We start from the raw sequence: 26,098 nt of genomic DNA on the forward strand, positions 1-26,098 counted from the left end.
TCACGCTCGCTGCGAGATGACAATCGATCTCCGTGTGCTGGGGCCCGTTCGACTGCTGGCCGGTGGTGAGCCGGTCGCCGTCGGCGGGCCCAAACCGCGGGCGCTACTGGCCGCGCTCGCGGTGAACCGGCGCCGCGCCGTATCGTCGGCGACCCTGGCCGATATGGTCTGGAACGAGACCCCGCCGGACGCCTACGCCGCCAGCCTGCAGGTCTTCGTCTCCAATATCCGCAAGGCATTGCGGAATTCGGGCGTGGACTCGGCCGCCGTCCTGCGCACGGAATCTTCCGGATACCGGCTCGAGATCCCCGACGACGCCTGCGATCTCGGCCGGTTCGAGGCCGCCCGTGACGCCGGCAATCGCGCCTCGGGCGCCGGTGATCACGCGTCGGCTTCGCGGTTGTTCGCCACGGCGCTACGCGAATGGAACGGACGCGCGCTCTCGGACCTGGCCGGGCTGGGCTTCGCCGACAGTTTCGCCACCGCCATGGAAGAGGAACGGCTGCAGGCGGTTTCGGCGCGGTTCGACGCGGAGATCGCCTGCGGCCGGGCGGCCGCAGTGATCGGTGAACTGGTCGCGCTGACCAACGAACATCCGCTGCGTGAACCGCTGTGGGGCCAGCTCATCACCGCCCTCTACCTCTCCGAACGGCATGCCGACGCGCTGGAGGCGTGCCGGCGGGTGCGTACGGTCTTGGCCGAGGAACTCGGTATCGACCCCGGCCCCGCACTGCTCGAACTGGAACGCCGGGTGCTGCGGCAGGAGCCGCTGAGCACGGTCGAATTCAAAACCGCCGAACGGATCGCCGCCGCCATGACGGATACGGTCACCGAGGTACCGCGCACGGTGCGCAGCGGGCAGTTGCGCTTACCGGACGGGCGGCTGGTGCTGGTCGCGCACGGTGGTTTCCGGATCGGCCGGATGACCGACAACGATCTGGTGCTCGACGATCCGAAGGCCAGCCGCTACCACGCCCAGATCAAACTCGGCCGGGCCGGGCTCCTGATCGAGGACCTGGATTCGGCAAACGGGGTCTACGTCAACGAGGAACCGATAGATTCCGCGCTGCTCGCAGACGGCGATACGATCCGCATCGGAACAACCGTCCTGGCTTTCCAAGCCGTCCGCTGAACCCCCGATCACCCCTGACGGGTACCCCGCCTGGCACCTGGGTGGGGCCCGCCCGGTTCTGGAGCGACGGAGCGGGGGAGCGAAGCGGAGGAGCGGAGGAGTGAAGAACCGGGCTACCCGGGGCCCCACCCTCGAGCCGCGGAGCGGCTCCAAAATTACAGCCCGCCCCTTCACGGACGGTTCCCTGGGAGCACTTGACCAGTAATCCACGAGCTCCGGATTTCCACGGACTCGGGGTTTCCACGAGCTCGGGATTTCCACGAGCTCTGATTTCCACGGACTCCCGATTCCCACGAACCCTGGACTCCCACGAACTCCGGTCGACCGTTCCTTCCCGCCCTCCCGGTGTCTCGGGGCGCCGACCCTATCCGAGCACGTCGTGACGGACGATCGTCTGCTCGCGACCCGGACCCACACCGATACAGGACATCCGCGCCCCGGAGAGTTCCTCCAGCCGGTGCACGTAGGCCTGTGCGTTGGCGGGGAGTTCGTCGAAGGTGCGGGCCCCGGAGATGTCCTCCCACCAGCCCGGCATCTCCTCGTAGATCGGCTTGGCGTGGTGGAAACCGGTCTGAGTGGTGGGCATCTGCTCGACCCGCTCACCGTCGACCTCGTAGGCCACGCAGATCGGCACCCGATCCAGGCTGGAGAGCACGTCGAGCTTGGTGAGGAAGTAATCGGTGATGCCGTTGACGCGGGTGGCGTAACGGGCGATCACCGCGTCGAACCAGCCGCAGCGCCGGGCGCGGCCGGTGGTGACGCCGACCTCGCCGCCCGTTTTTGCCAGGTAGGCGCCCGATTCGTCGAAAAGCTCGGTCGGGAACGGGCCCGAACCGACCCGGGTGGTGTAGCACTTGAGGATGCCCAGCACGGTGCCGATCTGGTTGGGGCCGATACCGGCGCCCACCGCGGCGCCGCCGGCGGTCGGGTTGGACGACGTGACGTACGGGTAGGTGCCGTGGTCGACATCGAGCAGCGTGCCCTGCGACCCTTCCAGCAGCACCGTCTCGCCGCGTTCGAGGGCCAGGTTCAGTTCCAGCCGGGTATCGCTGATGCGATGCGCGAACTTCTCCGCCTGCGCCAGCACCTCGTCCACCACCTGCTGCGGGTCCAGGGCGCGGCGGTTGTAGATCTTCACCAGCACCTGGTTCTTGAACTCGAGTGCCGCCTCCACCTTCTGGGTGAGGATCTTCTCGTCCAGCACATCGGCCACCCGCACGCCGACCCGCGCGACCTTGTCCTGGTAGCAGGGGCCGATCCCGCGACCGGTGGTGCCGATCTTGTTGTTGCCGAGGAACCGCTCGGTGACCTTATCGATCGCCACGTGGTAGGGCATGATCAGATGCGCATCGGCGGAGAGCAGCAGGCCGGAGGTGTCGACGTCGCGTTCCTCCAGCCCGGCCAGCTCGTCCAGCAGCACACCGGGGTCGACGACGACACCGTTGCCGATGACGTTGCGTACACCGGGCGTCAGGATTCCGGAGGGGATGAGGTGCAGCGCGAAGTTGTCCCCGTTCGGCAGCACGACGGTATGGCCGGCGTTGTTACCGCCCTGGTACCGCACCACCCACTGCACCCGGCCGCCGAGTAGATCGGTGGCTTTGCCCTTGCCCTCGTCGCCCCACTGGGCGCCGATGAGGACGATTGCCGGCATGGTCGTGTCTCCTACGGGTCGACGCGCAACACGCACTTCGTGCTGCGGCTACCTGCCGTAATGGGGAGGAAGCCGGGAGCACAGTCTACTCGAGGCACCGGAGGGCGCCGGGAACGGCCGCTGTACCAGGCCCGTTGTGCGGGTCGGCGGGGGCCACCCTCTACACTCGTGGTCGACCGGTCCGAGGGAGGGTGTTGGGCGTTTGAGTACCCATGTTCTCCGCTGTGCCGACGCTCCGGTACCCATCGCGCTCGCCGCGGCGCCCACCACACAGACCGCGGCCGTCCCGGATTCCGCGCTGATCGACGAACTGCTGCCGGTACTGGCCGCCGACAGCCTGCCGCGGCTGATCGTGCTCGGCCACGACGCCGCGCTGGCGGCGGTACTCACCCACCTGATGCGCACCGAACGCCTGCACGTCGAGGTCGGTTACGTGCCGTTGGAGAACACCTACGCCGCGCAGGCCTACCAGCTCGGCACCGGGAACTCGGCCGCGCGCCGGGCGCTCGACGGGACCGCCCAGGAGGTACCGCTGATCCGCGACGATACAGGCGTCGTCCTGGTCGGCCGCGCCAAGATCACCGGGGTCGACGGTGCCCACCTGACCGGCGAGGCCTACGTCGACGAGACCCGGCTGTTCTCCGGCGAGGTGCGGGCGATGTTCGTATCCCCGACCCTCGAGATGCCGGGGGTCCGGGCGAGTGTGCCGCGCCGCTTCCGGCGCCGCCGCTGGATCACCGGCCGCGCCGCCCAGCTCGGCACCCCCGCGGCGGTGATCAACCGCGACGGCGTGCAGAGCGACCGGACGGTGCCGCGGTCGAGTTTCTACCGCTACCACGAGCCCTGGTTATTGGTTCGATGAGCGGCGGGGTTTCGGCGTTGCGGCGGGGTGCGGTGCGGCCCAGCCCGGTTTTCCTGCTGGTGCTGCTGCTGGCGGTGGCCGGCGGGGTGCTGGCGTGGGGTGCGGACCTGGATTCGATACAGGCGAAGGCCGGGGTTTTCGTCCTGGTGGTGTTCGGCTGGGTGGTGAGTCTGTGCCTGCACGAATTCGCACACGCCTACCTGGCCTGGCGCGCCGGTGACCGCGAGGTCGAACTGCGCGGGTACCTGACGCTGAACCCGCTCAAATACAGCCATCCGCTGCTGTCGATCGTGCTGCCGATGGTTTTCATCGCGCTGGGCGGGATCGGGTTGCCCGGCGGGGCCGTCTACATCCACGCGCATCAGGTGCCGCCGCGGACCCAGCGGCTGATCAGCGCCGCGGGTCCGGCGGTGAACGCGCTGTGCGCCGTGCTGCTGCTGTCGATCGTCCAGTTGTTCGGCAGTTCCGAGCAGCACCCGGCGTTCTGGTTCGGGCTCAGCTTCCTGGCATTCCTGCAGGTGACGGCCACCCTGCTGAACCTGCTCCCGATACCGGGTCTGGACGGATACGGGATCGTCGAACCCTCGCTGAGCTATCAGACCCGCCGCGGGCTGGATCAGTTCAAACCGTTCGGCATGCTGATCCTGTTCGCCCTGCTGTTCACGCCCGCGATCAACCAGGTGTTCTTCGACGCCGTCTACGCGCTCTACGACCTGTCCGGAGTGCCGGAGCAGTGGTCCCGGTACGGCGGATATCTGACCAGGTTCTGGGCGTAGACCCGAGCAGGCCCGCCCGGCGCGGCGCCGGCCGGACGGGCCCGGATTCCCCGCCCGGGCCGGCGTCCGGGTATCCATACGATCGGCGCCGGGCAAGGCGCCTCACGTCGGCAACGCGGCGTGCGGGAGGGGTCCCGGCCGAACCGGTGAAACGATTCGGCCATGTTTCACATTAGTTCAGTTCGGCCGAATGGGCACGGGTAGTCCACTACTCGGAATTTCACTTCTGCGGTGTGACATAGGGGTTGGGCACCGTCGGCGGCAGCAGGGCCAGCGCCGAGATCCGTTGCACCCCGCAGACCTGCATGAGGTCGACCAGGGTCGAGCGGATCTGCGCGAAAACGACATGCGCCGAGAGTCCGGCACCGGCCACCAGTTCCGGCCGGGCCTGTTTCGCGACCGACCGTAGCGCGCGCGCCGCCTCGGCGGGGTCGGGCTGTTCCCCCGGATCGTTCAGCACCATCCGCCGGACCACATCCACCGCCGCGGCCAGCCGCTCCACCTCGTCGATCAGGCCGGGGTTGAGGATTTCGTCGTCACGCACCATCGTCAGCGAGCGGCGCAGCAGCACCCGGGTGTTGCGGACCGCGTTGTCCAGTGGGTCGGCCGCCGCGCGCAGGCGTTCCAGCCGGCCGCGCGAATTCCAGTACAGCGGGGATATCCGGCTCACCTCGCGGCCGCCCTCCAGCGTTTTGCGCAGCGAATCCAGCTCCTGCTGGGTCGCGCGGACCGCGGTGAGCGCCTCGTGGATCTTGCCCGGATCCTGCTCCAGCAGGCCCTGCCCGCAATCGGTGAGCGATTTGCCCATCACTCCGAGAATCGCCGCCGCCTGCTCGCGCGCCCGGCGCACCGGATGCAGCGGCAGCGCGGCGACGACCACCACGCCCACCAGGCCGCCGATCAGGGCGTCGACCATCCGGGACAGGCCGGCCCCGGTTTCCGGCGGCATCAGCGTCGCCACCAGCACGGCCGAACCGGAGGCCTGGATGCCGATGATCGGCCCGCCGTCGAGGAAAATCGCCAGCGCCATGGCCGCGGCCACCACCAGCGCGATCTGCCAGACCCCCGTACCCACCTGCGAGATGAACAGATCGCCCACGCCGATCCCGACCGCCACCCCGACCACCAGTTCCAGCGAACGGCGCAGTCGTGCCCCGAACGCGGTACCGATCGAGACGACGGCCGCCGTCGGCGCGAAGAACGGCAGCGGGTGGCCGACCACGTCCTTGGCCAGGAACCAGGCCAGCGCCGCGGCCAGTGAGCATTGCAGGATCGGCAGCGCCGACAGCCGCAGCCGGGTCCAGGAACGCCGCAGGCGCGCGGTGCCGCGAGCCCGGGCCCGGGAAATCCGTGAGGTCGGGTCGTTCACTTCCGCGAGATCGATCAGTCGAGACCGAGTTCCCCGGCCGCCCGCGGATCACAATCCTCGAGCAGATCCAGGCAGCGGGCGTACTCGTCGTTTTCGCCGATGATCTGCGCCGCCTTCGCCAGTACCGCGACGCTGCGCAGGAAACCGCGGTTCGGTTCGTGCTCCCACGGGACCGGGCCGAAACCCTTCCAGCCGTTCCGGCGCAGCAGGTCCAGCCCGCGGTGATAGCCGGTGCGGGCGAACGCGTAAGCGGCCACCACATCGTGGTTCACCGGTTCCGCGGCGGCCGCGGCGCGCTCCAGGGCGGCCTCGGCCAGCGCCGCCCACGCGATCGAAGCGGCCGGATTCTCGGCGGCCACCCGCACCGGATCGGTGCCCGCGTCGAGCGCGTCTTCCGCCGCATGCAGTTCAGGAAGGAGTACGGGTTGCGGTCCGAGCAGATCACCGAACGAGGTCATGCGGTTCATTGTGCACGGCTACCGGGATTGCTCGATAGGCTGGCCGTCTACGCCACATTCTGTTCGCCCAGCAACGAGGGGTTTAGGTGCCGCACCCGACCGACGACGAGAAACCGACGCGCTCCGACTCCGGCTCCGGTTCATCCACCGCGACGCCGGACCCGCAGGACACCGGCTCGCAGCTGTCGCAGGCCGCCGATGCGGTGACCTCCCGGATCCGCCGGGCGCTCGGCCGTGACACCGCGGCCGGCGCGGCGGACGAACCCGCCCCCGGGGAGAGCAACGCGCCCACCGAGGCCATCCCACGCGCGTCGGCGACGAGCGGGCGCGCGGAGAGTTCCGGCGAGACGGCGGCGTCCGAGGACGAGGCCGAGACGGAGGTGATCCGTAAGGCCGGTGCGCAGGGGTCCGGGAAATCCGGTGGTGCAGCACCGGCCTCGGGCGGGGCGGGCAGCCGGGATTCCGCGGCGTCCGCACCGGGCGCTGCAGCCGAGCCCGGGCAGGGTGACGCCGGTTCCGGTGATGCGGAGGCAACCGAGGGAGATAGCGGAGCAGCGAACGGCCGGTCGACGGGTGCGGCCGTCGTCGGCACCGCGGCTGCCGGCACCGCAGCCGCGGCAGCCGCGAAGACGGCGGGGCAGCCGACGGCAGATGACGGCGCGGACGCTACCGGCGGGCCGGACGATGCCGAAGCCGGCGGAACGGGCCTCGCGGCAGCGGGCGACGGCGATACAACGGCGGCGGAAGCGCTCGGCGAGGAACCCGTCGCCGCGTCGGCCGAAGGTGGTCGCGACGCCGACGCCGCTACCACCGCCGGACAATCCGGATCGGCCGCTGGGGCGGTGAACGAGGATGCGAATTCCCCGGATGCCCGGGCCGGTAGCCGGGACGCTCCGGGCACCGAGGCCGCCGAAGGGAAGGTCCCGGCCTCCGAGCCCGAGGACGGAGAGACTACGGATCCCACGGCAGACGAAGGCGCTGCCGCTGCGGGCGCGGGTGCTGAGGCTGCAGACGACGACGCTGCCGCTGCGGGCGCGGATCCTGAGGCTGCAGACGGAGATACTGCGGCTGCGGGCGGCGACAGTGCCGCCGCGGGGTCGGGCGATAAGGAAGCGCGCCGCGAAGCTGCGGGCACGGAGCGAGACACGGCCGCCGCGGGACGGGGTGATGCGGGCGCCGACTCCGTGGATCAAGACTCCGCGCGGCGGGACAGCCCGAGCCGGGAACCCGGGGATGCGGACGTCGCGGATCAGGAAGTCGCGGGTGTCGAAGCTGCGGGTCAAGGGTCTGTGGGCGCGGAAGCCGCAGGCGGTGAAGCCACGCACGCGGGTACGGGCCAGGGGTTTGCAGGGGCCGCAGGCGACGAGGTTGCGGGTCGGAGATCTGCGGATGCGGACGCCACGGGTAGCGAGGATGTCGACCTCGCGGGCGACGAGGTTGCAGGCGCGGACGTCGCGGGTTCGGCGTCTGTGGACGCGCAACGTGCGGGGGCGGAGGCCGCAGAGGCGGAGTCCGTGGATCGGGGCGACTGGGCGGAGACCACGGACGCCGGGTCCGAAGCGGTCGGCGACCCGGATCAGGGGCCGGCGGGTGGAGAGGCGCGGACGGTTGTCATCCCGCGACAGCCCCGGCCGGACGACGCGCAGACCGTCGCGATGCCGGCCCAGCGGCCGGATCCCGACGCCACCGCGCGCATCGATATGAACCAGGTACGTAAGGCCGGTCGGCCGGGTCAGTCGCCCGGCCGGGCCCAGGGGCCCGCCCGCACCGACCGGGTCGGCCCCGGCGCGCCGGGTGGCCCGGCGCTGTCCAAACCACCGGCCACGCCGCGCCCGCAGGCGGGACCGAAACGGCCCGGTCCGCAGGCGCCGGGCCGGCCCGACCAGCCCGCACCGCAGCGGCCCGGCGGTCCGCCGCCCGCGCAGCGGCAGCCGGGGCGCCCGCAGGCCGGTCCGCAGCGGCCGGGCGGCGCACCCTCCCCGGCCGACCTCAAACCGACCGTCGCCGAACAGCGGGTCGCGCCGGCGCCCGGATACTCCGCGCCGCAGCAGATAGCGCAACCGCAACGGGTCGAACCGGCCCCCGCCCCGGCGGCACCGGCCGAGGACAACAAGAAATGGCTCATCGCCGGCGGAGTGGCGGTGGCACTGGTGGTCGCGTTGATCGCGATCCTGGTGGGCGTCGGCGGCGAGGACGATTCGCCGCAGGGCCGGATCCGTACGGCCATCGGCGATTACACGGGCGCACTGGAAAGCGGCAACCTGCCCGCACTCCGCGAAGCCACCTGCGGTGCCCTGCACGACTACTACCAGGGCCTGTCCGAGGAACAGTTCTCCGGCGTGCACCGGCAAGCGGTGAACGAAGGCACCATCCCGGAGGTCTCCGGCGTCGACGCGATCCAGATCACCGACCGCACGGCTCTCGCACAGGTCAGCGTCCAGACCGACGCCGACCCGGAGGCCACCACCCGCACCTTCGACCTGCAGGAAACCGAAACCGGCTGGAAGGTCTGCGATCCCCCGCAGTAGTTTTGGCGCCGACTCCGTCGGCGCGGGGTTTGGCCCCCCTTGGTCCCTGCGTTCAGCCCCGCGATACTCGCGCCTGCGGCGCATTGTCTCGCGGGGCTGAACGCAGGGACGGGCCAAACCCTCCAAATGCCTCGCTGAACTCGGCGCCGCCGCTGGGCGCGGGAGGAACGGCTGTGCGACCGGGACCGGGTACAGCCCGGTGCCGGTCGCTGCGGTGAACATGGGTCTTTCACTTTTCTCGATTGCGCGTGAGGATAGGAGTACCCCAGCACCCGAGGACGTCCGTGATGAAAACCCGTACCATTCTGGCTCGTTCGATCGTCGCCGGTTGCGCGCTGACCTTGCTCGCTGCCGCGCCGGCCGCTGCCGATACCCAGAACTCGCCGAATACGAGCCAGGATTCGCATCCGTTGCCCGCCGATCGCGCGCAACCGGAGTCCGACGAAGACGAGCACCCCTACTACATCAGCTGTGATCACGCGCGGCGCGAAACCGATACGCCGTTGTTCGGGGGACAGCCCGGGTATTCGTTCCAGCTCGACGAAGACGGTGACGGCCTGGCCTGCGAAGTGGGCGAGCACTGAGGCGGCTCCGGAGCAGGTCGCGCAGTGCCGGTGCCGCCGTGGACAGTTCACCGTATCGACCGGTAATGCGGGCTTTACAGTAGTCATATGGCGCGAAATTGGCCGATGGTCGAGCGGGGGAACGAGTTCGAGGCGATTCGCGCGACGCTCACCGGTTCCGATCATGTCGGCGCTGTTCTCATCGGGGAGCCCGGGGTCGGGAAGACCACGCTGGCCCGGCGGGCCGCTACCGCGGGCGGTGGGACCATCCGGTGGGTCGCGGGTACCGAATCGGCGCGCAGTATTCCGCTGGGCGTCTTCGCGCATATGGTCGGCGTGTACACCGCGCACGATCCGGTGACGTTCATGGCCGCGGCGCGGGAGGCGCTGCTGGCCGACGGCCCCGCGATCATCGGGGTCGACGACGCGCATCTGCTCGACCAGCTCTCCGCGACCCTGCTGTTGCAGCTGGCGATCGACAAGGCGGCGCGGATCGTCGCCACCGTCCGCGACGGTGTCCCGGTGCCCGACGCGGTGACGACGCTGTGGAAAGACGGGCATCTGCTGCGGATCCAGCTGCCGCCGTTCACCCAGCAGCAGAGCGTGGACCTGGTGGAATCGGTGCTCGGCGGGCAGTTGGAGGGGTTCACCGCCAACCTCATGTGGGAATCCTCCGGCGGTAACGCGCTTTTCCTGCGGCATCTGGTCGAGGGTGCGCTGGAGGTGGGGTCGCTGCGGCAGGTGAACGGGGTGTGGCAGCTGCGGGGCCGGGCCGCTGTCACCTCGGAACTGGCCGCGCTGCTGGAGGATCGGGTCGAGCAGCTCCCCGACTCGGTGCTGCGGGTGCTGGAACTGCTCACTTTCTGCGAACCCGTCGATCTCGAGGTGATGGCCGAGCTCGCGGGGGAGGAGGCGGTGGAAGCGGCCGAGAACGGCGGGGTGATCCGGGTGGTGGAGGCAGGGCCGGACCTCGTTGTTCGGTACAACCATCCGCTGTTCGGCGAGGTGATCCGGCGCCGCCTCGGTATCGCGAGCTCGCGCCGATTACGCGGCCGGTTGTATTCCGCGCTCAAACAGCGGCGGATCAATTCCGCCGCCGATCGGATCCGGCTCGCCGAACTGGCCTTGGACAGCGATAAGTCCGCCGATCTGGAATTGTTCGAATCCGCCGCCGAGGACGCGATCGGCCTGGCGAATCTGCCGCTGGGGGAGCGGTTCGCGCGGGCGGCGGTGGAACGCCGCGGCGGGGTGGAGTCGGCGGATCTGCTGGCGCGTGCCCTGCTGTGGCAGGGGCATCGGATCGAGGCGGAGCGAACACTGGCCAGCTTCGATCCGGACGATCTCGACGAGGTGCAGCTGGCTCGCTGGGGGAGTACGCGGGTCTCGAATCTGCTGTGGGCCTCCGGCGACGCCGACCGCGCCGACGAGGTGCTCGCGCTGGTCCGCGCGCGGATCGCGCATCCGAAGATCGGGCTGATCACCACCGGGCTCGCCGCGGCCTGCGCGGTGAGCGAGAACCGCCTCGGTGACGCGCTGCGCGAAGCCGAACAGGTGATGCGGGTCGCGGACGCGCCGCCGTGGGCGGTGTGGTGGGCGGCGTTCGGCGGTGGGCTCGCGGCGGCGCTGCGGGGGCGCGCGGAAGTCGCCCGGCGCTACGCGGACCGGGGGCGGGCGGTGGAACCGCATATCGACGGTCTCAACCGGTTCATGTCGACGCATGCCGAGGTGCTGGCGCTGGTGCTCACCGGTGATCTGGATGCGGCCGCGCACCGGGCCACCGAGTATTTCGGGTATTCCGCGCCGGGGCAGTACCTCGCGTGGGGAATGTCGAAGATCTTGCAGGGCACGGTCGATGTGGCGCGGGGCCGGTTCGCGGCCGGGATCGACAATTTGGAGCAGGCGCTGGCCGCGCTCACCGCCGAGGGCGCCGCCGCCTGGATGTTCCCGGCCCGGATCCGGCTGGCCGAGGCCTACGCGGCGCTGGGCCGGCCGGCCGAGGCCGCCGAATCGATCGCCGAAGCCGATGCGCGGGGTGGCCGGCACAGCGCGGTCTACGAACCGCAGCTGGAGATCGCCCGGGCCTGCCTGGCGGCGGCGGAGGGCGCGGTGAGCACCGCGGTCGAACGCGCGATACGCGCCGCCGACGCCGCCGCGCGTTCGGATCAGCACGCCGTCGAGGCGCTGGCCCTGCACACCGCGGCCCGGTTCGGCGCGGGGTCGGTGGCGCCTCGGCTGGCCGACCTGGCGCACCGGGTGGACGGCCCGCTGGTCCGCGCGCAGGCCCGGCACGCGGTGGCGCTGGCCGGGCACGACGGGGCCGGGCTGGACGCGGCGGCGGCGGATTTCGAAACTCTCGGCGCGTACCTGTCGGCCGCGGATGCCGCGGCGCAGGCCGCGACCGCGCACGACCGGGCCGGGGATCGCCGGCAGTTACTGGAATCGGCGGCGCACGCCAACCGGCTGGCGGCGGCCTGCGGCGGCGCCGCGACCCCGGCACTACGTGATGCCGCCCAGCCGTTGCCGCTCACCAGCCGGGAGCGGGAGATCGCGAATCTGGTGGCGGCCGGTCTGAGCAACCGGCAGATCGCCGACCGGCTCACCGTCTCGGTGCGGACCGTGGAGGGCCATCTGTACCGCGCCTGCACCAAACTCGATGTCACCGACCGGGAATCCCTGGCCGCGCTGCTGCGCGGGGAGTCGGCGGGCTGAATCGCCGACCGGGCGGCGGTGGCGCTCCTGCGCCATACCGCGGGCTGCGACGGCATCGTCCGTGGTCCGGGGCCGATACCGGTCCGCACCGGTATCGGTTACGCTGGCCGCTCGTCGGGCAGCCGGGTATGTGGAGGTGCGCATGGTCACGAGGTACGCGGTCCGGATTGCGACCATGCTGTCGTTGTGCGCGGCGACGGCGCTGGTCTACGGCTGCGCCCAGGACACCGGCGGTCACGCCACCACCACGACGTCCGCGGCCGCGCCGGCCACCACCGAAACCCCGCAGCAGCGCAACCTGCGGATCCGGGACGAACTGGTGCGCATGGGCTGCGATACCAACTCCTGTATCCAGACCTATTTCGCCTGCGCCGACGGCCTGCTCTCGGGCGACCCGTGCGACTTCTATCGTCAGCACCCACTGAACTGAGCGAGCAATCAGTCCAGTTGCACAACTGGACCCCTGTGCTCCGGCTGGGTTAGATCAAGTCCAGGTGTTCGTGCGACCGTGCGGCGTCCAGGTCGCGGTAGCCGCGTTCGAGGTCGTACCGGCTGAGGGAATCGTCGGTGATCGAGCCGAGGGGCCGGTATCGTTCCAGCAGTTCGGGTAGCCGCGATTCGGTGACCAGGTACTCATAGGCGAAGAAGCTGAACGCGCCCACTCCGATGAGCGCAGCGAAGAGTGTCATGACTCCAGGATGGCGTTACTGGACTTGCCGTTAAAGAGCCAATCGATGAATACTGGCCTGTATGTCGACGAGAGTGCTCGGCGCCGCGGGCCTGGCCCGTGATCTGGGGCAGTGGCGCGGCCCGGACCAGTCACCTGCCGAGGGCGGTGCGCGCCGTTCCGGCCGCCCCGCCTATCTGGCGCTGGCCGAGGGCATCCGGCTGCTGATCCACGACGGCCGCGCCCCGCTCGGTATCGCGCTGCCCAGCGAACGCGATCTGGCCGCCACCCTGGGCGTCAGCCGTACCACCGTGACCTCCACCTACGCGCTGCTGCGCGAACACGGCTACCTCATCACCCGGCAGGGGTCGCGGTCCACGGTCGCGCTGCCCCCGGCCGTCGCGCACGACGGTGGCCGCGCCGCCCGCGGGATCCTGGCCACCATGTCCGTCGGCGACCGGCCCGCCGTGGACCTGACCTATGCCGCGATGACGGCCCCGCCGGAGATGCAGGAGGCCTATACCGTTGCGCTGCAGGGCATCCCGTCATATTTGAGCACCCACGGTATGGACCCGGTCGGTATCCTGCCACTGCGTGAGGCGCTCGCCCGCCGCTACACCGAACGCGGCCTGCCGACGAGTGCCGATCAGATCCTGGTGACCCTCGGTGCCCAGCACGGCCTGCGCCTGCTGCTGAACGTGCTGGCTCCCGCGGCGGCCCGGGTGCTGATCGACCATCCCACCTATCCCAACGCGATCGAGGCGATCCGCGATGTCGGCGCCCGCCCGGTACCCGTCCCGTTGCGACTGGAGGACCCTTCGGCCGCCTGGGATCTGGACGGCCTGCGCAGCGCGGCCCGGCAGACCGCCGCGACCCTGGCCTACCTGGTGCCCGACCACAACAACCCGACCGGATTCCTGATGGACGAGGCGGCCCGCGCCGAGCTGGCCGCGATCGCCCGTGAGACCCGGATGCTGCTGATCATCGACGAATCCATGGCGGATCTGTCGCTCACCGATACCGCTCCGGTCGCCCCGGTCGCCGCGTTCGCGAAGGGATCCGAGGTGATCACCATCGGGTCGGCGTCCAAATCGTTCTGGGGCGGTCTGCGTGTGGGCTGGATCAGGACCTCCGAATCACTGATCAGCCGCCTGCTCACCACCCGCGCCACCGTCGATCTGGGCACGCCGGTGATGGATCAGCTGGCGGCGGTCCACCTGCTCGAACAGGCCGAACCCATCCTGGCGCGCCGCCGGAAACTGCTGCGCGATCAGCGGGAGGCGCTGCTGGCGGCGCTGGCCGAGGAGCTTCCGGATTGGTATGTGCTGCCGGGGGTGGGCGGTATGTCGGTGTGGGCGCAGCTACCCGATCCGGTCTCGACCGCGCTGGCGGCCACGGCACCCAATCACGGCGTACTGCTCGCCGCCGGGCCACGATTCGGGGTGCAGGGTGCGTTCGAACGTTTTCTGCGCTTGCCGTACACCAACCCCGAACCCGAACTCCGCCGGGCGGTTACGGCGATCGCGGCGGCCTACGACGGTCTGGGCCCGCGCGCGGGCGAATCGTTGCAGCCGCTCACCTGCTACTGAACCGCTGCCCGGTACCTCGTCACCCGCCGGAGCAGGCTTGCGGGCGACCGTCCCGCCACGCGCCGGAGATGGTCGCCCGGCCCGCGTCTGCGGGGAGATGGTCGCCCGGCCGCGTGTGCGGGGTGACGGTCGCCCGGCCGCATGTGCCCGGCTGATGGCCGCCCGGGCGTGCGCCAGGTAATGGCCGTCCGGCTGCGTATGCCGGTGGTTCACGACTGCCCCGCGACCGCTACCGCCGCGCGGGCGATGGCGAGTTCCTCGTTGGTCGGCACCACCAGTACCTGCACCCGCGACCCTTCCGCGGAGATCAGCCGGGCGCCACGGTCTTTCGCGGTATTGAGCCGGTGGTCCACGGCGATCCCGAAACCGTCGAGCCCGGCGAGCGCGTCGGCGCGGACGTCGGGATTGTTCTCGCCCACGCCCGCCGTGAAGGTGATCGCATCGACCCCGCCCAATTCGATCAGGTAGGCGCCGAGATAGTGCCGCAGCCGGTGTACGTAGACGTCGTAGGCGTTGCGCGCGGCGGTGTCGCCGGCGTCGATGCGGCGGCGTAGTTCCCGGAAATCGTTGACACCGGCCATACCGCGCAACCCGGAACCCCGGTTGAGCAACCGGTCGATACCGTCGACGTCCAGGTGTGCCGTTCGCATGAGATGCAGGATGATCCCGGGATCGAGATCGCCGCTGCGGGTGCCCATGACCAGGCCTTCCAGCGGGGTCAGGCCCATACTGGTGTCGACCGGCCGCCCGCCCCGCAGCGCGGAGACAGAGGCACCGTTGCCCAGGTGGAAGATGATCTGATTCAGCGAGTCCGCCGGCCGGCCGAGGAATTCGGCGACGCGGCCGGAGACGTATTCGTGTGAGGTGCCGTGGAAACCGTAGCGGCGGATACCGTGCGTTTCGGCGACCTGACTGTCGATCGCGTACGTTTTCGCGGCTGCGGGCAGCCCGTGGAAGAACGCTGTGTCGAACACCGCGACCTGCGGGACCTCCGGCAGCAGGGTACGCACGGCGTCGATCCCGCGGATATTGGCCGGGTTGTGCAGTGGCGCGAGGGTGGACAGTTCGGTGATGGTGCGTAGCACCTGATCGTCGACGAGGGTGGGCCGGTAGAAGATCTCGCCGCCGTGGACGACCCGGTGCCCTACGGCGGTGATACCCGCCCGGGTCAGGTCGTGGCCGGCTTCGGCGAATTTGTCGAAGGCCAGGCGTAAACCGGCGGTGTGGTCGGGGATCGGCACCTTGTCGGTGACGGTCTGCTCGCCCGCGGTGTGCTCGATCGCGCCGCCGTCCTCCTCGCCGATCCGCTCCACCAGTCCGGAGGCGATGATCGTGCCCGAATCCGGTTCGAGAAGTTGATATTTGATCGAGGAGGAACCCGAGTTGACCACCAGTACGCGTGTCGGTTGCACCACCGCCATCGTCTCCTGTTCGCCGGGTCGCGTCACTGCTGCTGTGCCTGAATGGCGGTGATGGCCACCGTGTTCACGATATCGGTGACCAGCGCGCCCCGGGACAGGTCGTTCACCGGTTTGCGCAGACCTTGCAGTACGGGCCCGATCGCGACCGCGCCCGCGCTGCGCTGCACCGCCTTGTAGGTGTTGTTGCCGGTGTTGAGGTCCGGGAAGATGAATACCGTGGCGCGCCCGGCCACCTCCGAATTCGGCAGTTTCGCGTCGGCGACCGTGGGCTCGATGGCGGCGTCGTATTGGATCGGCCCTTCCACCAGCAGTTCCGGGGCGCGTTCCCGGACCAGGCCGGTCGCCACCCGCACCTTGTCGACATCGGCGCCGCTGCCGGATTCGCCGGTGGAGTAGGACAGCATCGCCACCCGGGGCTCGATACCGAACCGGGCGGCGGTGGCCGCCGAGGAGACGGCGATATCGGCCAGCTGTTCGGAACTCGGATCGGGAACGACGGCGCAGTCGCCGTAGGCGAGCACCCGGTCGGCCAGGCACATCAGGAACACACTCGACACCGTCGAAACACCCGGCACCGTTTTGATGATCTCGAACGACGGCCGGATGGTGTGCGCGGTGGTGTGCGCGGCACCGGACACCATGCCGTCGGCGAGGCCGCGATGCACCATCATGGTGCCGAAATAGGAGATATCGGTGACGGTTTCGCGGGCCCGCTCGACCGTCATACCTTTGTGTTTGCGCAGTTCGGCGTATTCGCGGGCGAAATCGTCGAGATGTTCGGAGGTGCGCGGATCGAGTACCTGGGCGTCGGCGATATCGACCCCGAGTTCGGCGGCGCGCGCCCGGATCGCGGTCTCGTCGCCCAGGATGATCAGATCGGCGACCTTGCGTTGTAGTACCCGCCCGGCCGCGCGCAGCACCCGGTCGTCGTCGCCTTCGGGCAGCACGATGGTTTTGCGGTCGGCCCGGGCGCGTTCTATCAGCTGGTATTCGAACATCTGCGGGGTCACCACACTGGTGAGCGGAACCTCCAGGCGGCGCAGGAACTCCGCGGCGTCCACATGGGTTTCCATCAGCGCCAGCGCGGTATCGACCTTGCGTGGGTTGTCGGCCGACATCCGGCCGCGGGTGCGATGCGCGACACCGGCGGTGTCGTAGGTGCCCAGACCTGTGGTCAGGATGGGTAATCGCGGTTTCAGGCCCGTGATCAGGCGGCCGATCGCCGGATGGGGCAGCAGGCCCCCGTTCATCACGATCCCGGCCAGCGACGGGAAGCTCTCCGCTTCATGCGCGTTCACCACACTGAGCAGCACGTCGGAGCGGTCCCCGGGGGCGATCACGACGGCGCCGTCGAACAGGCGCTCGAGGATGTGTTCGGCGGTCATCCCGCCCACCATCACACCCAGCGCCTCGCGGTGCAGCAGTTCGGGGTCGCCGCTGTAGATCTCGCCGTCCAGCGCCGCGCACAACTCCGCCATGGTGGGCGCGATCAGCAACGGCACCTCGGGCAGGCTCCAGCACGGTACGCCGAAGCCGGTGAGCCGTTCCCGCACCTGGTCGAGCTCTTCGGGCGCGCACCGGTTGGCGATGATCGCGCTGAGTTGCGCGTGCTCCCCGGACAACTCGGCCGTGCACAGTTCCACCAGCTGCTCGACCTCGTCCGGGGTGCGCTGCGCCCCCCGCACCACCAGCAGCACCGGAGCCCCCAGGTTCACCGCGATCCGCGCGTTGAACCGGAGTTCGCTGGGGCTGGCCACGTCGGTGTAATCGCTGCCCACGATCACCACGGCGTCACAGGCCGCCGCCACCTCGTGGTACCGCATCACGATCTCGGAGATGGCGGCGTCCGGGTCGGTATGCACCTGCTCATAGCTGACCCCCACCGCCTGCTGGTACTCGATATCGGCGGTGCTGTGCTCGAGCAGCAATTCGAGAATGTAATCGGGTTCGGTCACCGACCGGGTGATCGGCCGGAAGACCCCCACGCGCGCGGTGGTCGCGCACAACATCTGCAGCACACCGAGCGCCACGGTCGATTTCCCGGTATCACCCTCCGGCGATGCGATGTACACACTGGACGCAGCAACCTCGGCCATGAGGGAGAGCCTAACGGTGATCCCCGCGCCACCGGCGGTGACGCGGGACGCACATCCACACAGGGCGGCCTCAGGCGGTCGTGTTCCGGGTAGCCGGAGCAGGTGGGGGGTGGTTTGCGGGGTCGAGGGTCCTGCAACACAATGCCTTCGAGCTGAAGCCTGCGAGGCTGACCGTCATCAACTCCAGCTACCAGCTCGCCCTGTTTCTGGCGATGTCAGTCGTAATCGGGCTGCGATAACGCCAAGGAGTGGGTTCGCGAAGAGGCCTGTGCGCTGCGTTCGTCCATTTTGTCCAGGCGCGCGAGTTTGGCTGCAGCGGCGTGCAGGCTGACGCGTAGTCCCTCGACTTCCCCGGTCCAGCCCCAGGCTTTCGCCTCGGCGATACGGTTGCGCAGATCGGCGATGATCTCGGCCAGGCGCGCGGGCGCGTGGGTCCACCGGTAGCCTCGGGCATCGGATGCATGCTTCTCTGAACTACTGGTAGGGCTGGTGACGTGCGAAAAGTATTGCTTGCGACGCTTTCGCTTCCGGGGCGAGCAGCATGTGAGCCTCGACCATGAATCCGGCATCACGCAGCCAGGCCGTCATGAGGTCCGGCTGGCGACGGTGGACATGGACATTCATCGGGTGACCGCCATAGCCTTGGGTCTTCAACTGCGACTCGGTGCCGACGTGGAACAGTAATTGCAGTGGTCCGCCGGGACGCAGTACTCGATGAAAGTGCCTCAGCACGGCCGGGACCTCGTCGTCGGGGACGTGGATCAACGACTGCCAGACCAGCATGCCGGCCATCGAGGCTGCCGGGAAGTCCAGCTCCGTCATAGAACCCACCTCGAACCGCAGTCCAGGGTGGTCACGCCGAGCTAACTCGATCATCCCAGGGGAGAGATCGATACCGAAGACATCAACACCCAGCTCGTGTAAGTAGGCGGTAACGTGTCCGGGACCGCACCCGACATCGGCTACGAGCCCGCCGCCGACGGCCCGCACGCTGTCCGCGAACAATGCCAGAGCTGCACGGAGGTATGGGTGTCCAGTCAGGGCATCGCGCACCTGGTCGGCATAGCTCAGCGCGACAGTGTCGTAGGAGGTTCGGGTATCGGTCAACCAGTCGTCTGCGCTCATCACCGGCAGGGTAGTCCGTAACCATCAATTGCACTCGACCGATGCTACGGCGGCTGGATTGAGGAGCATCTGAGCTAATTCCTATGGGGCAGAAGTCCTTCCGGAATGGCATCGAATCCGAGATGCCGAGTTGTATTGTCAGCCGTCGCCAGCACGGCCGGCCGATGGGCGATTCGTTTATCGGCCGGCCGCGAAAGCCGTTCTTTTCTAGGCGAGTTTGCGCAGGCGCGGTGCCAGGTCGCGCTGGAAGAGGTCCAGGAACCGCCGTTGGTCGTGGCCGGGGGCGTGGAACACCAGGTGGTTCAGTCCGGCGTCCACATACGGCTTCACCAGCTCGACCGCCTCGTCCGGGTCGCTGGCGACGATCCAGCGTTTGGCGATCTGCTCGATCGGCAGCGCGTCGGCCGCCTCCTCCATTTCGATCGGGTCGGTGATGCTGTGCTTCTGTTCGGCCGTCAGTGACAGCGGCGCCCAGAAACGCGTGTTCTCCAGCGCCAGCTCGGGGTCGGTGTCGTAGGAGATCTTGATCTCGATCATCCGGTCGATGGTGCTCACCTCCCGGTCCACCTTCGCCGCGCCCTCGGCGACCGCCGGCATCAGTTTCTCGGTGTAGAGATCCATCCCCTTGCCGGACGTGCAGATGAAACCGTCACCCGCGCGGCCCGCGTACCGGGCCACCACCGGACCACCGGCCGCGATGTAGACCGGGATGCCGCCCTCGGGGACGTCGTAGATCGAGGCGCCCACCGTCTTGTAATAGGTCCCGTCGAAATCGGTGCGCGCACCCGTCCACAGCGCCCGCATCAGATCCACCGATTCCCGCAGGCGGGCGAACCGCTCCTTGAATTCCGGCCATTCACCGGCGTATCCGGTGGCGATCTCGTTCAGCGCCTCACCGGTGCCGACACCCAGCATCACCCGCCCCGGATACAGGCAGCCCATCGTCGCGAAGGCCTGCGCGATCACCGCCGGGTTGTAGCGGAAGGTCGGGGTGAGCACCGAGGTGCCGAGCATGATCCGCTCGGTCCGCTCACCCGCGGCCGCCATCCAGGCCAGTGAGAACGGCGCGTGGCCGCCCTTGTGCCGCCACGGCTGGAAATGGTCGCTGACCGTCGCGCTGTCGAGGCCGTGTTCCTCGGCCAGCACCGCCAGCTCCACCAGTTCGCGGGGTCCGAATTGTTCCGCCGACGCTTTGTACCCGAGCTTGAGCTCACCCATATGCGCCACTCCTGTCGCGTTGTGGTCGGACCGTCTCCGGCCCCGGATTCGACCATAACCACCGCCACCGGCGGCCGCTTCCGGTGGTCCGGATCACCGGACGCGCGCCGCGGGTTCCGGGCGCGGCATACCCACCCCGGGAGGTACGAAGCGCAGAATTGTCGGGTGAGCCCCGATGATCCGATCCTGTCCTACCTGACCGATATGGACGGCGTGCTGGTCCACGAGGACCATCTGGTCCCCGGCGCCGACGAGTTCCTCGCCGAACTGCGCGCCGAGCAGATCCCGTTCCTCGTCCTGACCAACAACTCCATCCGTACCCCGCGCGATCTCCAGGCGAGATTGCGGCAGACCGGTCTCGACATCCCGGAAAACGCGATCTGGACCTCCGCCCTGGCCACCGCCCATTTCCTGAACGAGCAGCGCCCCGGCGGCACCGCGTACGTGGTCGGCGAATCGGGTCTCACCACCGCGCTGCACGAAATCGGCTACGTCCTCACCGACGTGGACCCCGACTACGTGGTGCTCGGCGAAACCCGCACCTATTCGTTCGAGGCGATCACCACCGCGATCCGGCTGGTCGAACGCGGTGCCCGGTTCATCGCCACCAACCCCGACCCCACCGGCCCGTCCCGCGACGGGGTCCTGCCCGCCACCGGTTCGGTGGCGGCGCTGATCACCCGCGCCACCGGCCGCGACCCCTACTACATCGGGAAACCCAACCCGCTGATGATGCGGTCGGCGCTGCGCCGGATCGATGCCCATTCACAGACCAGCGTGATGATCGGCGATCGGATGGACACCGATGTGATCTCCGGGATGGAAGCGGGTATGCGCACGATCCTGGTCACCTCGGGTATCTCCACCCGGCATTCGGTGGAGAACTACCCGTACCGGCCCACTATGACGCTGAACTCGGTGGCCGACCTGGTGGGCCGGGTCCGGACCCCCTTCACGGAGCCCACCGCTCAACCTGGGTGAACCGATCAGCGCAGGGCGTGATCGAGGTCGCCCAGGAGGTCTTCGATGTCTTCCAGGCCGACGGATACGCGCACTACTCCATCCGAGAGGCCGATACTTGCTCGGCCTTCCGGGCCCATCGCGCGGTGGGTGGTGGTCGCGGGGTGGGTGATGAGGGTTTTGGCGTCGCCGAGGTTGTTGGAGATATCGATGATCCGCAGCCCGTTGAGTACTTCGAAGGCTCGTTTCTTGGCGGCGTCCTCTGCTGCCTTCAGTTCGAAGGTCACCACGGTGCCGCCACCGCTCATCTGGTCGGTCGCCAGTTTGTACTGCGGGTGGGATTCGAGGAAGGGGTAGCGCACCCAGCTGACCGCCGGATGCTCGTCGAGGTATTTCGCGATCCGCAGGGCCGAATCCGCCGACTGCCGGACCCGCAGCGGCATGGTTTCCAGGCCCTTGAGCAGCGTCCAGGCGTTGAACGGGCTCAGCGCCGGGCCGGTGTGCCGCATGAGTGTCTTCACCGGGCCCTCGATGTACTCCTCCGACCCGAGGATCGCGCCGCCCAGCACCCGGCCCTGGCCGTCGATGTGTTTGGTGCCCGAGTACACGATCACGTCCGCGCCGAGTTCGAAGCCGCGTTGCAGCAGCGGGGTGGCGAAAACGTTGTCCAGCACCACTTTCGCGCCCGCGGCGTGTGCGAGCTCGCATACTTTGCGCACGTCGACCAGGGTCTGCATCGGGTTGGCGGGGGTTTCGAAGAACACCGCGGCGGTGGGTTCGGACAGCGCCGCCTCCCACTGCTCGAGGTCTTCACCGTCGACGAAAACGGTCTCCACACCCCAGCGCGGCAGGATTTCGTTGCACACCACGAAACACGATCCGAACAGGCTGCGTGCCGCCACCAGCCGGTCGCCCGCCTTCAGCAGCGCGCCGAGCGCCACGAAAACGGCCGACATACCGCTGGCGGTGGCGAAACAGGCCTCGGCGCCGTCGAGCAGACGCATCCGTTCCTGGAACATCGACACGGTCGGGTTGCCGTAGCGCGAGTACACGTAGTGCGGGACGTCGCCGGTGAACGCCGCCTCGGCGGCTTCCGCGGTGGCGTAGACGAATCCGGAGTTCAGGTACAGCGCCTCGGAGGTTTCCTCGAAGCCCGACCGGCTCAGGCCGCCGCGCACCCCCAGCGTGGCCGGGCCGACACCTTCGGGCAGTGCCCGTTCGAACGCGCCGCCGCTGATCACGACTGCCGCCAGGGCAGGCCGTGGGCGCGCCAGCCGGCGCCGCCGCGATGCCCGAACTCGTCCAGCGGACCCTCGAAACCTTCCGCGACGTTGTAGGCGGGCGCGATCCCGGCCGCGGTCGCGGCATCGGCGGCATGCGCGGATCGTTGACCCGACCGGCACAGGAACAGCACCGGGGCGTCGGCAGGGCGGTCGCCCAGCGCGGTGCGCAACTGGTCCAGGAATCCGGTGTTGCGCGCGCCGGTCGCATCGACCCATTCGACCAGCAGTGTCGGCTTGGCGACGGAACTGGTGTCGGGGACGCCGACGAACTTCCATTCGGCCTCGGTGCGCACGTCCACCAGGACGGCGTCGGGATTGTCGGCCAGCAGTTCCCAGGCCTGCTGTGGACCGATATCACCTGCGTAACTCAACGTGAACCTCCTGCGAATCCGCACTTGCCGCATCCGTTCGATGCGTGCCAGGTCGTCACCCGGAGCACCCCACCGCGGAGGAGGGTTGCCGACCAGCGAGCCGGGGCTTGGCGCTGGCACTCATGACCTAATGGATGAGATTGCCCGGACCTCCCCGGCCGTGTCAAACCCCAGTTGACGCCCGGCGGTAAATCATTCGACCGGCCGATTGCACACCTTCCACTCGCCGTCGGTGTGGAACATCCACCAGGTCGATGTCTCCTCGTTGTCCTCGACCCGGCTGGTCACTTCGATGGTCGCGGTCTCGCCGTTGACCTGCACCGGGCCGAATCTCGTGATCTCGATATCTTTTCCGGTCTCGCCGGGTTGCAGCCGCGGCGCCAGCGGGGAGCGGGCGGGAACGAACCCCGGGCAGACCGCTTCGCGGGGCGGTTCGGGTCCGTAGCGGCTGCTCACTTGGGCGAAGTCGCGGACCGCGCCGGCGATCCGGTCGGATTCTGTGACATTTTTCTCAACGGGTGCCAGCAGGCCGGTGAGCAGGATGCCCCCGAGAATGAGGACCGCGATCACCGCGGCCACGACGAACGGCGTGATCGTGCGCCGTGCCGGGGTGTCATCCGGGTCGGTGGCCGCCGGGTCGTCAGCGGGTCCGGAATCGCTCATACCCATGATCATCCCTGGTCCCCGCGGCGGGGGCACGCCCGCACCCCGATAGAATTGCAGGAGACCGCGGGTGGACGGCACAGCAGTCGCCGCGGGGACGTGGGAAGACGTAGCGCGAACCGGCTGCCCGAAACGGCGCGATGACGGCGCATACAAGCCACGCGTCAACTTAGCCTAAGCTAAGCACAACGCCAGTGATTCTTTCGACCGATAAGGGTGCGCGTAACAGATGACCGAGCAGAAGGAAGCGAATCGCCCGCTTCGGATCGCGATCGTGGGAGCTGGTCCGGCGGGTATCTACGCCGCTGATGCGTTGATGAAATCGGATGCCGAGGTCTCGATCGACCTGTTCGAGCGGATGCCCGCCCCCTTCGGGCTCATCCGCTACGGCGTCGCGCCCGACCACCCGCGCATCAAGGGAATCGTCACGGCCCTGCACAAGGTGCTGGACAAGGAGCAGGTGCGGCTGCTGGGCAATATCGACTACGGCACCGATATCACCCTGTCGGATCTGCGGCGTTTCTACGACGCGGTGATCTTCTCCACCGGCGCCAACGCCGACCGCGCGCTGCCGATCCCCGGTATCGACCTGGACGGCTCCTACGGTGCCGCCGATTTCGTGTCCTGGTACGACGGGCACCCGGATGTGCCCCGCACCTGGCCGCTGGACGCGGAGAAGGTCGCGGTGCTGGGCGTCGGCAATGTCGCGCTGGACGTGGCGCGGGTGCTGGCCAAGACCGGTGACGAACTGCTGCCCACCGAGATCCCGCCGAACGTCTACGCCGGCCTGAAGGAGAACAAGGCCGTCGAGGTGCACGTCTTCGGCCGCCGCGGTCCTGCGCAGGCCAAGTTCACCCCGCTCGAGCTGCGCGAACTCGATCATTCGCCGACGATCGAGGTGATCGTCGACCCCGAGGACATCGACTACGACGAGGGCTCGGAGGCCGCGCGCCGCCATTCCAAGCAGGTCGATATGGTCGCCAACACCCTCGAACAGTGGGCGATCCGGGATCAGGGCAACCGGCCGCACAAGCTGTTCCTGCACTTCTTCGAATCGCCTTCGGAGATCCTCGGCGAGGACGGCAAGGTCGTGGGGCTGCGCACCGAACGCACCCAGCTCGACGGCACCGGCAACGTGAAGGGCACCGGAAACTTCCGCGACTGGGATGTCCAGGCGGTCTACCGGGCGGTCGGCTACCTGTCGCAGAACATCTCCGAGCTGCCGTTCGACGACCAGGCCGGGGTGATCCCGAACGAGGCCGGTCGGGTGCTCGTCGACGAGGACGCCGACGGCGCCGCGCGCTATATGCCGGGCACCTATGTGACCGGCTGGATCAAGCGCGGCCCGGTCGGGCTGATCGGTCACACCAAGGGCGATGCCAACGAAACGGTCGCTTGCCTGCTCGACGACAGCTCGGCTTTCGGTGCCGCCGAGCATCCGGAGCCCGAAGCGGTGACCGAGTTCCTGGAGAGCCGCGGTATCCCGTTCACCACCTGGGCCGGCTGGTACCGCCTCGACGCGCACGAGCGTTCGCTGGGCGAGCCGGAAGGCCGCGAACGGGTCAAGGTCGTGGAGCGCGAGGACATGCTGCGCGCCAGCGAACCGCACAAGGTGTAGGTCCGAGCCCGCTCCGGGCTTCCCGGAGCGGGCACCACCACGACATATCAGGCATTCTGTATCCGTGTTCGATGCCCATGTGCACATCATCGATCCGCGTTTTCCGCTGATCGAGAACGAGGGCTACCTACCGGAGCCGTACACCATCGCTGATTACCGGCGCCGGATGGCCCGGTTCGAGGTCTCCGGTGGCGCGGTGGTGAGCGCGTCCTTCCAGGGGAACGACCAGAGCTATCTGCGTGCCGCGCTGGCCGAACTGGGGCCGGGCTGGGTCGGGGTCACCCGCCTCGACCTGGACGCCTCCGACGAGGAAATCCTCGACCTGCACGAAGCCGGGGTGCGCGCGGTTCGGTTCAACCTGAAACGCGCCGCCGCCGATATCACCGGAATGACCCGCCAAGCATTACGTGCCCACGAGCTGGCCGGCTGGCATGTGGAAATCTACGTCGACGGTCAGATGCTCGCGTCGCTGCAACCGGTGATCCTGAAACTGCCGAAGGTTTCCATCGACCACCTCGGTATGTCGGAGGAAGGGCTGTCCTACCTCCTCGACCTCGTCGATCGAGGTGCCCGCGTGAAGGCGACCGGGTTCGGGCGGGTCGAGATGGACGTCGCCACCGCCCTGCGCCGGATCCACGCGGTGAGCCCCGAAGCCCTCATGTTCGGCAGCGATCTGCCCGGCACCCGCGCCGGCCGCCCGTTCCGGGAATCCGATGTGGAGCTGATCAGCGATGTGGTCGGCACCGATATGCACGCCGTCCTCGAAGACAATGCCCGCGCGTTCTACGGCCTGCCGCCCATCGACCGCAGCCCCGAGGACCCCACCCCCACGCTGCCCCTGTTCATCCCGCCGCGGGATATCGACCGGCGCCCCGCCACCGACGGCACCACCCGCCCCCTCCCCATCCTCGGCCCCCGCCCGGGACGATCCTCGGGCCCGAACCGATAGCCACAGTGCGCGCCGGTCCTCGGCCGGCTCCCGTTTAGGCGTTTCCCAACGACGCCACCTCCGTGGTTCGGGGCCCGTCTCGTTCTG

22 protein-coding genes and 1 riboswitch are annotated in these 26,098 nt (G+C 68.9%); of the genes, 11 read left to right on the top strand and 11 right to left on the bottom strand.

The features are described 5' to 3' along the window. Positions 1 to 16: 16 nt before the first annotated feature. Positions 17 to 1,132 (top strand): BTAD domain-containing putative transcriptional regulator, encoded by a 1,116-nt coding sequence (locus tag ACQEVO_RS32340; RefSeq protein WP_432920294.1) that lies wholly within the window; start codon positions 17 to 19, stop codon positions 1,130 to 1,132. Positions 1,133 to 1,496: 364 nt separating this feature from the next. Here ACQEVO_RS32340 and ACQEVO_RS32345 read toward each other — a convergent pair whose 3' ends face one another. Continuing rightward, the gene (locus ACQEVO_RS32345) at positions 1,497 to 2,786 is read right to left on the bottom strand and encodes an adenylosuccinate synthase (protein ID WP_432920296.1); all 1,290 of its coding nucleotides are present in this window, start codon (positions 2,784 to 2,786) and stop codon (positions 1,497 to 1,499) included. 202 nt (positions 2,787 to 2,988) lie between these two features. Here ACQEVO_RS32345 and ACQEVO_RS32350 point away from each other — a divergent pair, with 202 nt between their 5' ends. Beyond that, on the top strand, positions 2,989 to 3,648 hold the full coding sequence (locus ACQEVO_RS32350; RefSeq protein WP_432920298.1) for a hypothetical protein: 660 nt from the start codon (positions 2,989 to 2,991) through the stop codon (positions 3,646 to 3,648). Next, positions 3,645 to 4,424, top strand: a complete 780-nt coding sequence (locus ACQEVO_RS32355; protein WP_432920300.1) for a site-2 protease family protein — start codon at positions 3,645 to 3,647, stop codon at positions 4,422 to 4,424. The genes ACQEVO_RS32350 and ACQEVO_RS32355 overlap by 4 nt, the downstream gene beginning before the upstream one ends. 220 nt (positions 4,425 to 4,644) lie before the next feature. Here the strand turns inward: ACQEVO_RS32355 and ACQEVO_RS32360 are convergent, their stop codons facing one another. Both ACQEVO_RS32360 and ACQEVO_RS32365 read right to left on the bottom strand, forming a co-directional pair. Beyond that, positions 4,645 to 5,793: an FUSC family protein gene (locus ACQEVO_RS32360; RefSeq protein ID WP_432920302.1), complete on the bottom strand. Its 1,149-nt coding sequence runs from the start codon at positions 5,791 to 5,793 to the stop codon at positions 4,645 to 4,647. Positions 5,794 to 5,807: 14 nt separating this feature from the next. Next, positions 5,808 to 6,260, bottom strand: a complete 453-nt coding sequence (locus tag ACQEVO_RS32365; protein ID WP_432920304.1) for a DUF3151 domain-containing protein — start codon at positions 6,258 to 6,260, stop codon at positions 5,808 to 5,810. Positions 6,261 to 6,337: 77 nt separating this feature from the next. Between ACQEVO_RS32365 and ACQEVO_RS32370 the strand changes: the two genes are divergently transcribed. From ACQEVO_RS32370 to ACQEVO_RS32385, 4 genes are all read left to right on the top strand, one after another. After that, entirely contained in the window at positions 6,338 to 8,779 is a 2,442-nt protein-coding gene (locus ACQEVO_RS32370; protein WP_432920306.1) for an Rv0361 family membrane protein, read from the top strand. 287 nt (positions 8,780 to 9,066) lie between these two features. Then, on the top strand, positions 9,067 to 9,363 hold the full coding sequence (locus tag ACQEVO_RS32375) for an excalibur calcium-binding domain-containing protein (RefSeq protein ID WP_432920308.1): 297 nt from the start codon (positions 9,067 to 9,069) through the stop codon (positions 9,361 to 9,363). 87 nt (positions 9,364 to 9,450) lie between these two features. Beyond that, on the top strand, positions 9,451 to 12,051 hold the full coding sequence (locus ACQEVO_RS32380) for a LuxR C-terminal-related transcriptional regulator (RefSeq protein ID WP_432920310.1): 2,601 nt from the start codon (positions 9,451 to 9,453) through the stop codon (positions 12,049 to 12,051). 142 nt (positions 12,052 to 12,193) lie between these two features. Then, the gene (locus tag ACQEVO_RS32385; protein WP_432920312.1) at positions 12,194 to 12,481 is read left to right on the top strand and encodes a hypothetical protein; all 288 of its coding nucleotides are present in this window, start codon (positions 12,194 to 12,196) and stop codon (positions 12,479 to 12,481) included. A 49-nt stretch (positions 12,482 to 12,530) separates the two neighbouring features. On the opposite strand, the gene ACQEVO_RS32390 is transcribed toward ACQEVO_RS32385, so the two are convergent. Further along, a complete protein-coding gene (locus ACQEVO_RS32390) occupies positions 12,531 to 12,740 on the bottom strand; it encodes a hypothetical protein (protein WP_432920314.1) in 210 nt (69 codons plus the stop codon). 61 nt (positions 12,741 to 12,801) lie between these two features. On the opposite strand from ACQEVO_RS32390, the gene ACQEVO_RS32395 reads away from it, so the two are divergent. Further along, positions 12,802 to 14,307 (top strand): PLP-dependent aminotransferase family protein, encoded by a 1,506-nt coding sequence (locus ACQEVO_RS32395; protein WP_432920316.1) that lies wholly within the window; start codon positions 12,802 to 12,804, stop codon positions 14,305 to 14,307. A gap of 209 nt (positions 14,308 to 14,516) precedes the next feature. Here ACQEVO_RS32395 and ACQEVO_RS32400 read toward each other — a convergent pair whose 3' ends face one another. The 4 genes from ACQEVO_RS32400 to fgd all read right to left on the bottom strand — a co-directional run bounded on the left by ACQEVO_RS32400 (position 14,517) and on the right by fgd (position 20,167). Further along, positions 14,517 to 15,722 carry an acetate kinase gene (locus ACQEVO_RS32400; protein ID WP_432920318.1) on the bottom strand — a complete coding sequence of 402 codons (1,206 nt, stop codon included), beginning with the start codon at positions 15,720 to 15,722 and terminating at the stop codon, positions 14,517 to 14,519. Positions 15,723 to 15,751: 29 nt separating this feature from the next. Beyond that, a complete protein-coding gene (pta, locus tag ACQEVO_RS32405; RefSeq protein ID WP_432920320.1) occupies positions 15,752 to 17,824 on the bottom strand; it encodes a phosphate acetyltransferase in 2,073 nt (690 codons plus the stop codon). Positions 17,825 to 18,298: 474 nt separating this feature from the next. Next, the gene (locus ACQEVO_RS32410; RefSeq protein WP_432920323.1) at positions 18,299 to 18,949 is read right to left on the bottom strand and encodes a class I SAM-dependent methyltransferase; all 651 of its coding nucleotides are present in this window, start codon (positions 18,947 to 18,949) and stop codon (positions 18,299 to 18,301) included. A gap of 207 nt (positions 18,950 to 19,156) precedes the next feature. Beyond that, entirely contained in the window at positions 19,157 to 20,167 is a 1,011-nt protein-coding gene (gene fgd / locus ACQEVO_RS32415) for a glucose-6-phosphate dehydrogenase (coenzyme-F420) (RefSeq protein ID WP_280400374.1), read from the bottom strand. A gap of 204 nt (positions 20,168 to 20,371) precedes the next feature. Between fgd and ACQEVO_RS32420 the strand changes: the two genes are divergently transcribed. Beyond that, positions 20,372 to 21,148, top strand: a complete 777-nt coding sequence (locus ACQEVO_RS32420) for an HAD-IIA family hydrolase (RefSeq protein WP_432923248.1) — start codon at positions 20,372 to 20,374, stop codon at positions 21,146 to 21,148. Between the two features lie 5 nt (positions 21,149 to 21,153). Here ACQEVO_RS32420 and ACQEVO_RS32425 read toward each other — a convergent pair whose 3' ends face one another. The 3 genes from ACQEVO_RS32425 to ACQEVO_RS32435 all read right to left on the bottom strand — a co-directional run bounded on the left by ACQEVO_RS32425 (position 21,154) and on the right by ACQEVO_RS32435 (position 23,444). Beyond that, entirely contained in the window at positions 21,154 to 22,368 is a 1,215-nt protein-coding gene (locus ACQEVO_RS32425) for an O-succinylhomoserine sulfhydrylase (RefSeq protein ID WP_432920326.1), read from the bottom strand. Then, a complete protein-coding gene (locus tag ACQEVO_RS32430) occupies positions 22,365 to 22,781 on the bottom strand; it encodes a rhodanese-like domain-containing protein (protein WP_432920328.1) in 417 nt (138 codons plus the stop codon). Before ACQEVO_RS32430 ends, ACQEVO_RS32425 begins: the two co-directional genes overlap by 4 nt. 15 nt (positions 22,782 to 22,796) lie before the next feature. Then, positions 22,797 to 22,909: riboswitch (SAM riboswitch) on the bottom strand. A gap of 64 nt (positions 22,910 to 22,973) precedes the next feature. Continuing rightward, positions 22,974 to 23,444: an Rv0361 family membrane protein gene (locus ACQEVO_RS32435; RefSeq protein WP_432920330.1), complete on the bottom strand. Its 471-nt coding sequence runs from the start codon at positions 23,442 to 23,444 to the stop codon at positions 22,974 to 22,976. Between the two features lie 229 nt (positions 23,445 to 23,673). Here ACQEVO_RS32435 and ACQEVO_RS32440 point away from each other — a divergent pair, with 229 nt between their 5' ends. Next, complete coding sequence (locus ACQEVO_RS32440) at positions 23,674 to 25,062, top strand: FAD-dependent oxidoreductase (RefSeq protein ID WP_432920332.1); 1,389 nt, start codon at positions 23,674 to 23,676, stop codon at positions 25,060 to 25,062. Positions 25,063 to 25,126: 64 nt separating this feature from the next. Beyond that, positions 25,127 to 26,011, top strand: coding sequence for an amidohydrolase family protein (locus ACQEVO_RS32445; RefSeq protein WP_432920334.1), 885 nt, complete (start codon positions 25,127 to 25,129; stop codon positions 26,009 to 26,011). Positions 26,012 to 26,098: the final 87 nt, after the last annotated feature.

Origin of the sequence: Nocardia sp. CA-290969, assembly GCF_050936135.1 — a bacterium.
Taxonomy (GTDB): Bacteria; Actinomycetota; Actinomycetes; order Mycobacteriales; family Mycobacteriaceae; genus Nocardia.

Excerpts from the sequence above, each read along its gene's own strand:
- ACQEVO_RS32395 (WP_432920316.1), top strand. The coding sequence starts at position 12,802 with ATGTCGACGAGAGTGCTCGGCGCCGCGGGCCTGGCCCGTGATCTGGGG.
- ACQEVO_RS32410 (WP_432920323.1), bottom strand. The coding sequence starts at position 18,949 with ATGAGCGCAGACGACTGGTTGACCGATACCCGAACCTCCTACGACACT.
- pta (WP_432920320.1), bottom strand. The coding sequence starts at position 17,824 with ATGGCCGAGGTTGCTGCGTCCAGTGTGTACATCGCATCGCCGGAGGGT.
- ACQEVO_RS32440 (WP_432920332.1), top strand. The coding sequence starts at position 23,674 with ATGACCGAGCAGAAGGAAGCGAATCGCCCGCTTCGGATCGCGATCGTG.
- ACQEVO_RS32385 (WP_432920312.1), top strand. The coding sequence starts at position 12,194 with ATGGTCACGAGGTACGCGGTCCGGATTGCGACCATGCTGTCGTTGTGC.
- ACQEVO_RS32420 (WP_432923248.1), top strand. The coding sequence starts at position 20,372 with ATGGACGGCGTGCTGGTCCACGAGGACCATCTGGTCCCCGGCGCCGAC.
- fgd (WP_280400374.1), bottom strand. The coding sequence starts at position 20,167 with ATGGGTGAGCTCAAGCTCGGGTACAAAGCGTCGGCGGAACAATTCGGA.
- ACQEVO_RS32380 (WP_432920310.1), top strand. The coding sequence starts at position 9,451 with ATGGCGCGAAATTGGCCGATGGTCGAGCGGGGGAACGAGTTCGAGGCG.
- ACQEVO_RS32340 (WP_432920294.1), top strand. The coding sequence starts at position 17 with ATGACAATCGATCTCCGTGTGCTGGGGCCCGTTCGACTGCTGGCCGGT.
- ACQEVO_RS32375 (WP_432920308.1), top strand. The coding sequence starts at position 9,067 with ATGAAAACCCGTACCATTCTGGCTCGTTCGATCGTCGCCGGTTGCGCG.
- ACQEVO_RS32435 (WP_432920330.1), bottom strand. The coding sequence starts at position 23,444 with ATGAGCGATTCCGGACCCGCTGACGACCCGGCGGCCACCGACCCGGAT.
- ACQEVO_RS32365 (WP_432920304.1), bottom strand. The coding sequence starts at position 6,260 with ATGAACCGCATGACCTCGTTCGGTGATCTGCTCGGACCGCAACCCGTA.
- ACQEVO_RS32390 (WP_432920314.1), bottom strand. The coding sequence starts at position 12,740 with ATGACACTCTTCGCTGCGCTCATCGGAGTGGGCGCGTTCAGCTTCTTC.
- ACQEVO_RS32345 (WP_432920296.1), bottom strand. The coding sequence starts at position 2,786 with ATGCCGGCAATCGTCCTCATCGGCGCCCAGTGGGGCGACGAGGGCAAG.
- ACQEVO_RS32355 (WP_432920300.1), top strand. The coding sequence starts at position 3,645 with ATGAGCGGCGGGGTTTCGGCGTTGCGGCGGGGTGCGGTGCGGCCCAGC.